Raw genomic sequence first — 12,495 nt, forward strand, 5'->3', positions numbered from 1 at the left:
CCGCAAGGCGGCGCAGACCGGCCGCATCGGCGATGGAAAAATCTTCGTCTCCAACATAGAGGAAGTCGTGCGCATCCGCACCGGTGAGACCGGCATCGACGCCATCTGACCGACCTTCAATCATTCCGGACGTCATCACACAGGGAAGAAATGACATGACGACAGCCAAAGACATCATGAAGCAGATCAAGGACAACGACGTAAAATTCGTCGACCTGCGCTTCACCGATCCGCGGGGCAAGCTGCAGCATGTGACGATGGATGTCGTCGAGGTCGAGGAAGACATGTTCGCCGACGGCGTCATGTTCGACGGCTCCTCGATCGCCGGCTGGAAGGCGATCAACGAGTCCGACATGGTGCTGATGCCGGACACGGATACTGTCCACATGGATCCGTTCTTCGCCCAGTCGACCATGGTCATCCTGTGCGACATCCTCGATCCGGTCTCGGGCGAAGCCTATAACCGCGACCCGCGCGGCACCGCCAAGAAGGCCGAGGCGTATATGAAGTCCGAAGGCATCGGCGACACCATCTATGTCGGCCCGGAAGCCGAGTTCTTCGTGTTCGACGACGTCAAGTACAAGGCCGATCCCTATAACACCGGCTTCCGTCTCGACTCGACCGAACTGCCGTCCAACGACGACACCGACTACGAGACCGGCAATCTCGGCCACCGTCCGCGCATCAAGGGCGGCTATTTCCCGGTGCCGCCGATCGATTCATGCCAGGACATGCGCTCCGAGATGCTGACTGTGCTCGCCGAGATGGGCGTGCGGGTCGAAAAGCACCACCACGAGGTCGCCGCCGCACAGCACGAGCTCGGCATCAAGTTCGACACGCTGGTGCGCAACGCCGACAAGATGCTGATCTACAAGTATGTCGTGCACCAGGTCGCCAATGCCTACGGCAAGACGGCCACCTTCATGCCAAAGCCGGTGTTCGGCGACAACGGCTCGGGCATGCACGTCCACCAGTCGATCTGGAAGGGCGGCAAGCCGACCTTCGCCGGCAACGAATATGCCGGCCTGTCGGAGAGCTGCCTGTTCTACATCGGCGGCATCATCAAGCATGCCAAGGCGATCAACGCCTTCACCAACCCGCTCACCAACTCCTACAAGCGTCTGGTGCCGGGCTATGAGGCGCCGGTGCTGCTCGCCTATTCGGCGCGCAACCGCTCGGCCTCCTGCCGCATTCCGTTCGGCAACTCGCCGAAGTCGAAGCGCGTCGAGGTCCGCTTCCCCGATCCGGGCGCGAACCCCTATCTCGGCTTCGCCGCCATGCTGATGGCCGGCCTCGACGGCATCAAGAACAAGATCCATCCCGGACAGCCGATGGACAAGGATCTCTATGACCTGCCGCCGAAGGAGCTGAAGAAGATCCCGACCGTCTGCGGGTCGCTGCGCGAAGCGCTGCAGAGCCTCGACAAGGATCGCGGCTTCCTGAAGGCCGGCGGCGTATTCGACGACGACCAGATCGACAGCTATATCGAGCTCAAGATGGCCGAGGTCATGCGCTTCGAAATGACCCCGCATCCGGTCGAGTACGACATGTACTATTCGGTCTGAGCAATTCTCTCAGAGACAAGAAAACCCCGGCGGAGACGCCGGGGTTTTTGTTTGGTCGGATGGGCTAGGCCTCGATGCGTCAACAACAGCCACGGCGCAGGCAAATCAAGCCTGCGCCGTGGTGAATGCTCAGGCAGCAGCCGAAACCTTGCCGCTCTCCATCAGTGTTCGCCGCGAAAGCGGCGGTCAGCCATCACCTTCGCCAGGACCTCTGTCGGGTCGCGATCGACCGGCAAGGCGAAGGCGTTCTCGACATCGCAACCGGTGAGGCCGATATCACGGCGCTCGCACTCGCTCATGGCGGCCAGACATGCGAGCTGGCTGCGCGCCTTCCAGAACCGTGGCAGCCACAGCAGCGTCCATTTCGTCGCCGCGTACAACCTGAAAAGCAGGGCGAAGGAAGGGCGCTGCGCGTGGCCGGTTTCGGTACCGATCAAATGATCGGCCGTCATGGCGTTTGTCTTCGTGCTGGACATGGTTGCCTCCTGTTGCGATCGCCGACAATCGGTGCAGCCTTGGCCTACACGCCGGTTGCAGCGATCTTGCCCACGCGTTGCGGTTTGGGTTTCTTGCCACCTTCATCGTTGAGTGCGAGATTGCGCTGTTCCGACATGCTTGTCCGGAAAGCGGCCTGAAAGAGTACTGACGAAGCTCTGAAAAGTTCCGAGGAGCAGACAGTCGCGGATGAACGCCGAGCCACAGCCGATCTACCGCTTCGCCGGCTTCAACCTCGACACACGCGCCGGAGTGTTGCGTGATGGTTTGGGCGAGATCGCGCTGCGGCCGAAGTCGCTCGATCTGCTGATTTTTCTTATTCGCAATGCCGGTCGGCTGGTGTCGAAGGACGAGCTTCTGCATGCGGTGTGGAGCGACGTGATCGTCACCGAAGATTCGCTTACCCAATGCATCAGCGACATCCGCCGCGCGCTGGGCGACAAAGGGCAGACGCTGATCCGCACCATGCCGCGCCGCGGCTACATGTTCCCCGGCGAGATGCTTGAGGGACCACCAGCTGTCGAAGCGCGTCCGTCGCTTCAGCTCCCTGACAAGCCGTCGCTTGTCGTGCTTCCGTTCCAGAACCTGTCATCTGACGCGGAGCAATCCTACCTCGCTGACGGCACGGTCGAGGAGATCACGGCGGCGCTGGCGCGCATTCGCGGCCTGTTTGTCATGTCGCGTAACTCGGCTTTTGCCTACCGCGGCCAGGCGCTCGACCTGCCGCGCATCGGCCGCGAGCTCGGCGTCCGCTACGTGCTGGAAGGAAGCGTGCGCCGGCATCTCGATCAGATCCGCATCTCGGCGCGGCTGGTCGAGGCAGAGACCGGCAGTCTGATTTGGGCGGAAGGCTTCAAGGGTGACATCGCGGATGCGTTCGCGCTGCAGGACAATGTGACGGCGGGTGTCGCAGGCGCCATTCTGCCGTCGATCCAGATGGCGGAAATCGAGCGTGCGCGCCGCAAGCGGCCGGGCGACCTGCAAACCTACGATCTGGTGATGCGCAGTCTGCCGCATGTCTGGGCACTCGGCCGCCAGGACAATGCGATCGCCATCGAGACACTTGGGAAGGCTTTGCTGGGCGATTCCGATTATCCGCTGGCCCTGTCCCTGCTGTCCTGGTGCCATGCGCAGCGCAATATCTACAGTTGGTCGACCTCGCCGGAGGTCGACCGGCGCCGTGCGCTGGAGCTGGCGGAGCGATCTGCCGAACTCAACGGTGATGATCCATTTTCCCTGGCCGTGCTCGGCGCTGCCCACACCGTGTCGGGCAATTTCGTCACCGCAGCCGCTCTGCTTGAAAAGGCGCGTTCGATCGATCCCAATTCGGCCTTCGCCTGGAACAGGAGCGGCTGGGTTGCAGCCTACCGAGACGAGGTCGAGCGGGCGGCGGAATGCTTCCAGCGCTCGCTGCGACTTGGGCCATTCGATCCCATGGTTTATACCTGTCATTTGGGCTTGGCTGTCGTGCATTTCAGCGCGGGGCGGCCCGGTCAGGCGGCGGACCTATATCTGCGTATCCTGGCGGAGCATCCGAATGCCTTGTGGATACTGCGCACGCTGATCCCGGCTCTTGTCGAAGCGGGACGCCTCGACGAAGCCCGGCAGCAAATGGCGCGTTGTCAGCTCGAATATCCGGAGCTCACCTTGCGATCGGTGCGCGACTCGATGCCCTTTAGAGATGAAATTCTCGACCGACACGAAAACGCGCTGAGAAGCCTTGGAATGCCGGAATAGAAGACTACTTGCCGGATCGGTGGCCGGAACAGACAACCAAGTGGGAGACCATGAGGCTATTTCCGCCTCTGGAGCCCCCGGCAACCGGCTCGCAACAAAAAGCCCCGGCGTTTCTGCCGGGGCTTTTCTTCAGGAGTATCCCGACGGGACCTTTCAGCCCGTCGCGACAAAAGATCAGGCGGCAGCCGAAACCGCGGCCGTCGAAACCTCCGAGATCGTCTTCAGGACCTGCGAGGCGATCTGGTAGGGGTCGCCCTGCGAGTTCGGGCGGCGGTCTTCCAGATAGCCCTTATAGTCGTTCTTGACGAAGGAGTGCGGAACGCGGATCGAGGCGCCGCGATCGGCGACGCCGTAGCTGAACTTGTTCCACGGCGCGGTCTCGTGCTTGCCGGTCAGACGCTTGTCGTTATCCGGGCCGTAGACGGCGATATGGTCCATCAGGTTCTTGTCGAACTGGGCCATCAATGCCTCGAAATAGGCCTTGCCGCCGACTTCGCGCAGATAGCTGGTCGAGAAGTTGCAGTGCATGCCCGAACCGTTCCAGTCGGTGTCGCCGAGCGGCTTGCAGTGGAACTCGATGTCGATGCCGTATTTCTCGGTCAGGCGCAGCAGCAGGTAGCGCGCCATCCACATCTGGTCGGCGGCCTTCTTGGAGCCTTTGCCGAAGATCTGGAACTCCCACTGGCCCTTCGCCACTTCGGCGTTGATGCCTTCATGGTTGATGCCGGCGGCGAGGCACAGGTCGAGATGCTCCTCGACGATCGTGCGCGCGACATCGCCGACATTCTTGTAGCCGACACCGGTGTAATAAGGACCCTGCGGCGCCGGGTAGCCGCTCTCGGGAAAGCCGAGCGGACGGCCGTCCTTGTAGAAGAAATACTCCTGCTCGAAGCCGAACCAGGCGCCCTCGTCATCGAGGATGGTGGCGCGCTTGTTGGAGGCATGCGGCGTCACGCCATCGGGCATCATGACTTCGCACATGACCAGCACGCCATTGCTGCGGGCCGGATCCGGGTAGACGGCGACAGGCTTCAGCACGCAGTCGGAGCTGTGGCCCTCGGCCTGGTTGGTGGACGAGCCATCGAAGCCCCACAGCGGCAGCTGCTCCAGCGTCGGGAACTCGGCAAACTCCTTGATCTGGGTCTTGCCGCGCAGGCTGGGGGTCGGGACGTGTCCGTCGAGCCAGATATACTCGAGCTTGTATTTGGTCATTCCAGTGCCTCTCGTTGCTTGGGCGCCGCAAGTGGGCGGCGTCAATGCATGGCCGGGCTCGCCGGCCTGCCGATGGTTAAAAAGCAATTCGTATGCCACTCCGCCTTCGGCGGGTGCGGCAAAATGGTCATGGCAAGACGTTGATTTTGCTCAACGGCCTCAATACTGCGCTCGGATCGCTCAATCGATATTTCTGCACAAATAATTGGCAAATAATGATCTTTTTGTAGGCATATTGCCTAAATGAATCGCGGAACCTATCTTGCTTGGTAAGTTGAATCGGCAAGTCCCCGGACAAGCAAGGAGGTCGCCAATGCAGGTCATGCAACCGCGTCCGTCGGCAAAAATCCTGATGTTCCCGTTGGCAGGACGCAAGTCTGCCTCAAATTTAGGCGCCAAGGCGAAATTCGCGGCAGAGCTTGCGGCGCTTCGCGGCGAGCACGCCGACTTCGACGGCTGGTACCACGAAGCGGCCGTCGAGGAAGAAAATCAGCGCAAGAGCTGAGCTGACCGCCTCTTCCAATTCGGCACGAAAAAAGCCCGGCGTGATCGCTCACGCCGGGCTTTCTGTTTGAGCGGGATGACCCGGGTCAGTCCTTGGTGTGCAGGTCTGTGCCGAGCGTATCCCTGACGAAGATCATGCCGATGATGAGCGACATCGCCGCGATGATCACTGGGTACCAGAGGCCATAGTAGATATCGCCCTTATAGGCGCTGAGCGCGAACACCGTCGCCGGCAGCAGGCCGCCGAACCAGCCATTGCCGATGTGATAGGGCAGCGACATGCCGGTGTAGCGGATGCGGGTCGGGAACATCTCGACCAGGATTGCGGCGATCGGCCCGTAGACCATGGTCACGAACAGCACCAGGATGAACAGGATGCCGATCGTCAGCGGCCAATTGATGGCTGCCGGATCGGCAGTCATGGCGAACGGACCGCCGCCCGGGATGTTGTAGACGGTGACTTCCGGCGCGCCGGCTGCTTCATCCTTGGTCAGGAGCTTGTCGGCGATCGCCTTGTCGGTCGGAACCGTCGCCTTTTCGCCGCCGCGGATGGCCGCCGCGTCGAGCTTGAGCTCGGGATTGGCCGCGATGAAGGCATCGAGCTTCTGGTCCGGTACCTTGGCAGCAGGGCGCTTCAGCGGATAGCCGCCGTCCCGCAGCGACATGTTCACCGCCTTGGTGAAGGCGGCGTCCTTGGCCTTGGCCTGATCCCCGGCGGCGACGACGTCGTAGGAATCGACGGTCTCGTTGCCGATCTTGACCGTGGCCGCCGTGCCCGGTGCCGCCGTCGTGACGACGTCATAAGGCACCGAGTTTTTGGTCAGGAACGAGGTCGCGATATCGCATGACGTTGTGAATTTCGCGGTGCCGACCGGGTTGAACTGGAACTTGCAGTCGCCGGGCGCTGCCGTCACCGTCGCGCGGGTGTTCTGCTGGGCGGTGGCCAGAGCCGGATTGGCGGCCCAGGTCAGCGCCTTGAACAGCGGGAAGGTGCAGACGATGCCGAGCGCGAGGCCCGCCATGATGATCGGCTTGCGGCCGATCTTGTCCGACAGCCAGCCGAAGACGACGAAGAAGATCGAGCCGACCGCAAGCGCGATCGCGATCATGATGTTGACCGACTGTGCGTCGACCTTCAGCACGTTCGTGAGGAAGAACAGCGCGTAGAACTGGCCATTGTACCAGATCACGGCCTGGCCGGCGGTGAGGCCGAGCAGCGCCAGCAGCGCGATCTTGGCGTTCTTCCACTGTCCAAAGGCTTCCGTCAGCGGCGCCTTGGAACCTTTGCCCTCTTCCTTCATGCGCTGGAAGGTCGGCGACTCCGAGAGCGACAACCGGATCCAGATCGAAATGGCAAGCAGCAGGAAAGAAACGATGAAGGGAATGCGCCAGCCCCAGGCGGCGTAGGTTTCCTTGCTGAGCGAGCCCTGAACAATCAGGATGACGATCAGCGACAGGAACAGGCCAAGCGTCGCCGTGGTCTGGATCCACGATGTGTAGTAGCCGCGGCGGTCGTCAGGCGCGTGCTCGGCGACATAGGTCGCCGCACCGCCATATTCGCCGCCGAGCGCCAGACCTTGCAACATGCGCAACCCGATCAGGATCAGGGGGGCCAAGATGCCCAAGGTTGCGTAGCCCGGCAGCAGGCCGACCAGGAAGGTCGACAGGCCCATGATCGTCATGGTGACGAGGAAGGTATATTTGCGGCCGACGAGATCGCCGATGCGCCCGAAAAGCAACGCGCCGAACGGGCGGACAAGAAAGCCGGCGGCAAAGGCAAGCAACGCAAAGATGTTGCGCGTCGCCTCGGGAATCGCCGGGCTGAAGAAGGTCGAGCCGATGAAGGCGGCCAACGAGCCGTAGAGATAGAAATCGTACCATTCGAAAACGGTGCCGAGCGAGGAGGCGAAGATGACTTTCTTCTCCTCCCGCGTCATGCCGCGGCTGGTTCCGCCGGCGGTCGAAGCCATTGCCATTGAACTATCCTCCCGTGAGATCCCGTCTGTCCTCGATGGCTGCGCGCCACCGTCCGCGCTCCTCCGAACGCGGACTCAAAGACGCAGCCAACGAAGGAAAAAATGACAGAAAGGGCGGGCGAAAGGCACCGCGACGATGGGATTATGACTTTGGTATTAGGTGCGCTGCGAAAGCGGCGCCGCGCTCAGGCCTGCAGCGCCTCGAGCAGGCTGACCGCCGCCATCATATCGCGCTTGCGGGCCGAGCGGCGCGCCAGGGCCTCGGCATCCTGGCCCCAATGCTCGATCTGCCAGTCCTCGTCGACATGGCCAGCAGCCCAAGCTTCCTCGCTGTCGATCTCGCCGAAATCGACGGCCAAGGCCAGCAGCGCCGAACCGGTTAGCGCGGTCATGACATGAATGGCGGCCAGCCGCATCGGCTCGACACGCTGGCCAAGATGCGCGCCGAGCACGGCGATCGCCTCGCGCGGCTGCTCGACATGGATGACGCCTTCGGCGAGATTGAAGCGCGCGCCGAGGTGGGTGCGCGCCCAGTCCAGCACCGGATCCCAGAGCTTGTTCTGGCGATCGACCAGTCCCTGCGGGCCATCGGCGCGGTAGCAGAGCAGATCGGACGAGGCGAAACGCAGCACATCCTCCAGCACTGCCTGCGGATCCGAGGCGACGCCGTCGATGGCGGTGTTGACGAGCCGCATGACAGGCATCGTCACGGGATCGATGACCTCGCCTTGCGCGCTGAATTCATCGGCAACGAGCCCGGCAGCGTTTTCGGTCGGCAGCACCATCACAACCTTGCCCGGCGTGCGCACGGGCCGGCCGTCCAGATGAACGGCAAAGCCATTCTCGACGGGCACGACCGAAACCGCCTTGTAGAACCGCTTCGGCAGCGGCGTCTTCATCTGGATCTGGGCGCGGCGCACCGGATCGGGATCGGAAAGCTGCTTTCCCGCTTCGAGGTCCTCGAGAATGTCGCGCATGTCCAACTCCTTACACTGTGGGCTGCCTGCGCGCCGGGCGATTGACGATGATCAGCCCGGCGGCGATCAGGCCGAGCGCCAGGAAAATCCTAGCCGTCGGCGGCTCGCCCAGCAGCACCGCGCCGCACAGGACGCCGAACACCGGCGACAGAAAGGCGAAGCTCGACAAGCCGGCCGCCGGATAGCGCGTGAGCAGCCAGAACCACAACACATAGGTGAAGGCGACGATATAGAAAGACTGGAACAGCAGCGCCAGTGTCGGCAAGGCGGCAACCGCGCGGATCGGCGGGCCGGCGAAAGGCATCACCAGCAGGCCGACGACGGTTGCGCCCGCTAGCTGGTAGAGCAGAAGCTTTTCGGCGCTGGTTTCCACCAGTTTCGACCGCTTTATGAAGATGCTGGTCGCCGCCCAGAGAATGCCCGAGCCGAGACTGAGCAGGTCACCCGTCAGTGTCGCGTCGCTGCCGCCAACGACGCCGTCCGAGAACACTGCCACGAGGCCGCAGAAGGCCAGGACAAGCCCGCCGAGCTTGCGCGCATTGATGCGCTCGCCAAGCAGGAAATGGCCGCCGATCAGCACCCAGAACGGCATGGTGTTGACGAGGAGCGTGTTGCGGGCAACAGTCGTGTATTCGAGCCCGATATAGAGGCACAGGAACTCGACGCCGAAGAGCACGCCGACGACGATGCCGGCGGCCAGCGTCCGATCCGCCTCGAACAGACTGATGCCGCGCAGCCGGCACCAGCCAAGCACGCAGGCTCCTCCAATGAGCGATCGTGCGACCGAGACGAAGACAGGGTCGTAGCCAGCGTATGAGACCTTGGCCGCGACGTAGTTCAGGCCCCAGGAAAAGGTCAACCCGACCATGATGGCCGCTGCCGCCATGTCGACTGCATCGCGACGATCCAATGCGGGAGCGACAGCCAAGTCAGTCCTCCGCGCTCTGGTCGTCGAAGCCGATCAGGTTCCAGCTCTGGCGCATATGCGGCGGCATCGGCGCCGTGACGTCGATGACGCCCCGGTCAGGATGCGGGATGATAATGCGGCGCGCATGCAGGTGCAGGCGGTTTTGAATGCCGCCCGGGAAATCCCAGTTGGTATCGGCCTCGAAGTATTTTGGGTCGCCGATGATCGGGCAACCTATGTAGGCGGCGTGAACGCGAAGCTGATGGGTGCGGCCGGTATAGGGCTCCATCTCCAGCCAGGTCATCGTCTGCGCCGCCTGCTCGATGACGCGGTAGTAGGAGACGGCGTGGTCGGCGCCCTTCTCTCCATGCGCGGCCACGCGCACGCGGTCGCCATCCTCCGTCGGCTCCTTGATCAGCCAGGTCGAGATCTTGTCCTCGCGCTTGGGCGGCACGCCCTTGACCAGCGCCCAGTAGGTTTTCTTGGTTTCACGCGCCCGGAACGCTTCCGACAGCTTCATCGCCGCAAGACGGGTGCGGGCAACCACCAGCACGCCCGACGTGTCACGGTCGAGGCGGTGGACGAGGCGCGGCTTCTCGCCCTTTTGGTTGCGCCAGGCCTCCAGCATGTCGTCGACATTGCGGGTGACGCCGGAGCCGCCCTGCACCGCCAAGCCGGCCGGCTTGTTGAAGACGAAAACCTTCGGATCCTCATGCAGGAGCATCTTGGCGAGCACGTCGGCATCGCCCTGGTTGCGGATCGAGTGGCCGGTGAGCGGCGCATCGCCCTTCTTGTCGACGTCGAGCGGCGGAACGCGGACAGACTGGCCGGGCTCGACACGCGTGTCGGCCTTCACCCGGCCGCCATCGACGCGGATCTGGCCGGACCGCAGCAGTTTCTGCAGATGGCCGAAGCCGAGGCCGGGATAATGGACCTTGAACCAGCGGTCGAGCCGCATGCCCGCCTCGCCAGCCTCAATCGTGATCTGTTCAACACCCGCCATGACTTCGCTTTTCCGTTTGAAAGCGGCGCCATAGCACTAAGGCGAAGAGGTTGCGAGCCAAAGACCCAACAAAGCGCGACGATTACCCCAATCGTCGCGTTATTAGATCAACTCTCCGAAGGGGTCGGTACCGCGCATATGGTGGAGCGGGTCAAGAAGCGCTTCTCGCGGCCATTGTCGAGCGAGAACATGCCGCCCCTGCCCTTCACCACATCGATGATAAGATCGGTGTGCTTCCACGCCTCATATTGCGAGGCGCCGATATAGACCGGCGTGTCGCCGATTTCGCCCAACTTCACGTCATTGTCGCCGATCATGAACTCGCCACGTGGGTAGCACATTGGCGAGGAGCCGTCGCAGCAACCACCGGACTGGTGGAACAGAACCGGGCCGTGATCGGCAATGATCTCGGCGAGCAGCGCCTCGGCCTCCGGCGTGGCCGACACCTTGCCCAATGAAGGCTTGTCCATCAAATCCTCCTCCAACTGACGGGAGGACGCGGGGTGAACCGCGCCCTCCTCTTGGCCCAGGGAGGATCAGAAGAAGCCGAGCTTCTTGGGGCTGTAGCTGACCAGCATGTTCTTGGTCTGCTGGTAGTGGTCGAGCATCATCTTGTGCGTCTCGCGGCCGATGCCGGACTGCTTGTAGCCGCCGAAGGCGGCATGTGCCGGATAGGCGTGATAGCAGTTCGTCCACACGCGTCCGGCCTGGATGGCGCGGCCGAAGCGGTAGCAGCGGTTGGCGTCGCGGCTCCAGATTCCGGCGCCGAGACCGTAGAGCGTATCGTTGGCGATCGACAGCGCCTCGTCATCGTCCTTGAAGGTCGTCACGGAAACGACAGGGCCAAAGATTTCCTCCTGGAAGATGCGCATCTTGTTGTTGCCCTTGAACACGGTCGGCTTGACGTAGTAACCGCCAGCAAGGTCGCCCGGCAGATGGTTCTGCTCGCCACCGGTCAAGACTTCGGCACCTTCCTGGCGGCCGATGTCGAAGTAGGACAGGATCTTTTCCAGCTGCTCGCTCGACGCCTGCGCACCGATCATGGTGGCGGGATCGAGCGGATCGCCCTGGACGATCGCCTCGACACGCTTCAGCGCGCGCTCGATGAACCTGTCATAGATCTTCTCATGCACCAGCGCGCGGCTGGGGCACGTGCAGACCTCGCCCTGATTGAGCGCGAACATGACGAAGCCCTCGATCGCCTTGTCGAAGAAATCGTCGTCTTCGGCCGTCACATCCTGGAAGAAGATGTTGGGCGACTTGCCGCCAAGCTCGAGCGTCACCGGAATGAGGTTCTGGCTGGCATATTGCGAGATCAGGCGGCCGGTGGTGGTCTCGCCGGTGAAGGCAATCTTGGCGATGCGGTTCGACGATGCCAGCGGTTTGCCGGCCTCCAGGCCGAAACCGTTGACGATGTTGAGCACGCCTTCGGGCAAAAGGTCGCCGATCAGGTCGGCCCACAGCATGATCGTGGCGGGTGTCTGCTCGGCGGGCTTCAGCACCACGCAATTGCCGGCGGCAAGCGCCGGGGCCAGCTTCCACACCGCCATCAGTAGCGGGAAGTTCCACGGAATGATCTGGCCGACGACACCAAGCGGCTCGTGGAAGTGGTAGGCGACGGTGTCGTGGTCGATTTCCGAGATCGAGCCTTCCTGGCTGCGCAGCACGCCGGCGAAATAGCGGAAATGGTCGATGGCCAGAGGCAGGTCGGCGGCGGTCGTCTCGCGGATCGGCTTGCCATTGTCCCAGGTCTCGGCGAGCGCCAGCAGGTCGAGATTGTCCTCCATGCGGTCGGCGATGCGGTTGAGGATCAGCGCGCGGGCCGCGGGGCTGGTCTTGCCCCAGGCGTCCTTGGCCTTGTGGGCCGCGTCGAGCGCGGCCTCGATGTCATTTGCGTCCGACCGGGCGATTTCGCAGAGCGGCCGGCCGGTGACCGGCGAGATGTTTTCGAAATATCTGCCGGAGATCGGCGCCGTCCACTTGCCGCCAATAAAGTTGTCATAGCGCTTGGCGAAAGGAACCTTGGCCGTACGCGAGAATTCCACCTTGTTCATCACTGCCTCCCAATGAGCACGCCGCGGGATGCGGCGCTATGGAGGAAGGATTGCGGATCGGCGCT

12 protein-coding genes are annotated in these 12,495 nt (G+C 62.7%); 4 read left to right on the forward strand and 8 right to left on the reverse strand.

Annotated elements, in window-relative coordinates; all coding sequences use genetic code 11:
* Positions 1-109, forward strand: a 109-nt coding sequence (locus FJ956_RS18735) for a P-II family nitrogen regulator (protein WP_281405623.1), incomplete at its 5' end; no start/stop codon positions are given.
* Positions 110-155: 46 nt separating this feature from the next.
* Positions 156-1,565, forward strand: coding sequence for a type I glutamate--ammonia ligase (gene glnA, locus FJ956_RS18740; protein WP_140646263.1), 1,410 nt, complete (start codon positions 156-158; stop codon positions 1,563-1,565).
* Positions 1,566-1,726: 161 nt separating this feature from the next.
* Here glnA and FJ956_RS18745 read toward each other — a convergent pair whose 3' ends face one another.
* Positions 1,727-2,017, reverse strand: a complete 291-nt coding sequence (locus FJ956_RS18745) for a hypothetical protein (protein WP_140678286.1) — start codon at positions 2,015-2,017, stop codon at positions 1,727-1,729.
* A 232-nt stretch (positions 2,018-2,249) separates the two neighbouring features.
* Here FJ956_RS18745 and FJ956_RS18750 point away from each other — a divergent pair, with 232 nt between their 5' ends.
* Positions 2,250-3,797 carry a winged helix-turn-helix domain-containing tetratricopeptide repeat protein gene (locus tag FJ956_RS18750; RefSeq protein ID WP_140678288.1) on the forward strand — a complete coding sequence of 516 codons (1,548 nt, stop codon included), beginning with the start codon at positions 2,250-2,252 and terminating at the stop codon, positions 3,795-3,797.
* Between the two features lie 174 nt (positions 3,798-3,971).
* Here the strand turns inward: FJ956_RS18750 and FJ956_RS18755 are convergent, their stop codons facing one another.
* Positions 3,972-5,009 carry a glutamine synthetase beta-grasp domain-containing protein gene (locus tag FJ956_RS18755; RefSeq protein ID WP_140678290.1) on the reverse strand — a complete coding sequence of 346 codons (1,038 nt, stop codon included), beginning with the start codon at positions 5,007-5,009 and terminating at the stop codon, positions 3,972-3,974.
* A 313-nt stretch (positions 5,010-5,322) separates the two neighbouring features.
* Between FJ956_RS18755 and FJ956_RS18760 the strand changes: the two genes are divergently transcribed.
* Entirely contained in the window at positions 5,323-5,514 is a 192-nt protein-coding gene (locus tag FJ956_RS18760) for a DUF2735 domain-containing protein (protein ID WP_140678292.1), read from the forward strand.
* An 85-nt stretch (positions 5,515-5,599) separates the two neighbouring features.
* Here FJ956_RS18760 and FJ956_RS18765 read toward each other — a convergent pair whose 3' ends face one another.
* The 6 genes from FJ956_RS18765 to adh form a co-directional block, all read right to left on the reverse strand.
* On the reverse strand, positions 5,600-7,489 hold the full coding sequence (locus FJ956_RS18765) for an MFS transporter (RefSeq protein ID WP_140678294.1): 1,890 nt from the start codon (positions 7,487-7,489) through the stop codon (positions 5,600-5,602).
* A gap of 185 nt (positions 7,490-7,674) precedes the next feature.
* A complete protein-coding gene (locus FJ956_RS18770; protein ID WP_140678296.1) occupies positions 7,675-8,466 on the reverse strand; it encodes an ATP12 family chaperone protein in 792 nt (263 codons plus the stop codon).
* Positions 8,467-8,476: 10 nt separating this feature from the next.
* Positions 8,477-9,352 carry a DMT family transporter gene (locus tag FJ956_RS18775; protein WP_140678451.1) on the reverse strand — a complete coding sequence of 292 codons (876 nt, stop codon included), beginning with the start codon at positions 9,350-9,352 and terminating at the stop codon, positions 8,477-8,479.
* 43 nt (positions 9,353-9,395) lie between these two features.
* Positions 9,396-10,376 (reverse strand): RluA family pseudouridine synthase, encoded by a 981-nt coding sequence (locus FJ956_RS18780; RefSeq protein ID WP_140678299.1) that lies wholly within the window; start codon positions 10,374-10,376, stop codon positions 9,396-9,398.
* Between the two features lie 107 nt (positions 10,377-10,483).
* Complete coding sequence (locus FJ956_RS18785) at positions 10,484-10,846, reverse strand: DUF779 domain-containing protein (protein WP_140678301.1); 363 nt, start codon at positions 10,844-10,846, stop codon at positions 10,484-10,486.
* A gap of 66 nt (positions 10,847-10,912) precedes the next feature.
* Positions 10,913-12,430 (reverse strand): aldehyde dehydrogenase, encoded by a 1,518-nt coding sequence (adh, locus tag FJ956_RS18790; protein ID WP_140678303.1) that lies wholly within the window; start codon positions 12,428-12,430, stop codon positions 10,913-10,915.
* Between the last annotated feature and the right edge of the window lie 65 nt (positions 12,431-12,495).

Origin of the sequence: Mesorhizobium sp. B2-4-3, assembly GCF_006442815.1 — a bacterium.
Taxonomy (GTDB): domain Bacteria; phylum Pseudomonadota; class Alphaproteobacteria; order Rhizobiales; family Rhizobiaceae; genus Mesorhizobium.

Excerpts from the sequence above, each read along its gene's own strand:
- glnA (WP_140646263.1), top strand. The coding sequence starts at position 156 with ATGACGACAGCCAAAGACATCATGAAGCAGATCAAGGACAACGACGTA.
- FJ956_RS18745 (WP_140678286.1), bottom strand. The coding sequence starts at position 2,017 with ATGACGGCCGATCATTTGATCGGTACCGAAACCGGCCACGCGCAGCGC.
- FJ956_RS18750 (WP_140678288.1), top strand. The coding sequence starts at position 2,250 with ATGAACGCCGAGCCACAGCCGATCTACCGCTTCGCCGGCTTCAACCTC.
- FJ956_RS18755 (WP_140678290.1), bottom strand. The coding sequence starts at position 5,009 with ATGACCAAATACAAGCTCGAGTATATCTGGCTCGACGGACACGTCCCG.
- FJ956_RS18760 (WP_140678292.1), top strand. The coding sequence starts at position 5,323 with ATGCAGGTCATGCAACCGCGTCCGTCGGCAAAAATCCTGATGTTCCCG.
- FJ956_RS18765 (WP_140678294.1), bottom strand. The coding sequence starts at position 7,489 with ATGGCAATGGCTTCGACCGCCGGCGGAACCAGCCGCGGCATGACGCGG.
- FJ956_RS18770 (WP_140678296.1), bottom strand. The coding sequence starts at position 8,466 with ATGCGCGACATTCTCGAGGACCTCGAAGCGGGAAAGCAGCTTTCCGAT.
- FJ956_RS18775 (WP_140678451.1), bottom strand. The coding sequence starts at position 9,352 with ATGGCGGCAGCGGCCATCATGGTCGGGTTGACCTTTTCCTGGGGCCTG.
- FJ956_RS18780 (WP_140678299.1), bottom strand. The coding sequence starts at position 10,376 with ATGGCGGGTGTTGAACAGATCACGATTGAGGCTGGCGAGGCGGGCATG.
- FJ956_RS18785 (WP_140678301.1), bottom strand. The coding sequence starts at position 10,846 with ATGGACAAGCCTTCATTGGGCAAGGTGTCGGCCACGCCGGAGGCCGAG.
- adh (WP_140678303.1), bottom strand. The coding sequence starts at position 12,430 with ATGAACAAGGTGGAATTCTCGCGTACGGCCAAGGTTCCTTTCGCCAAG.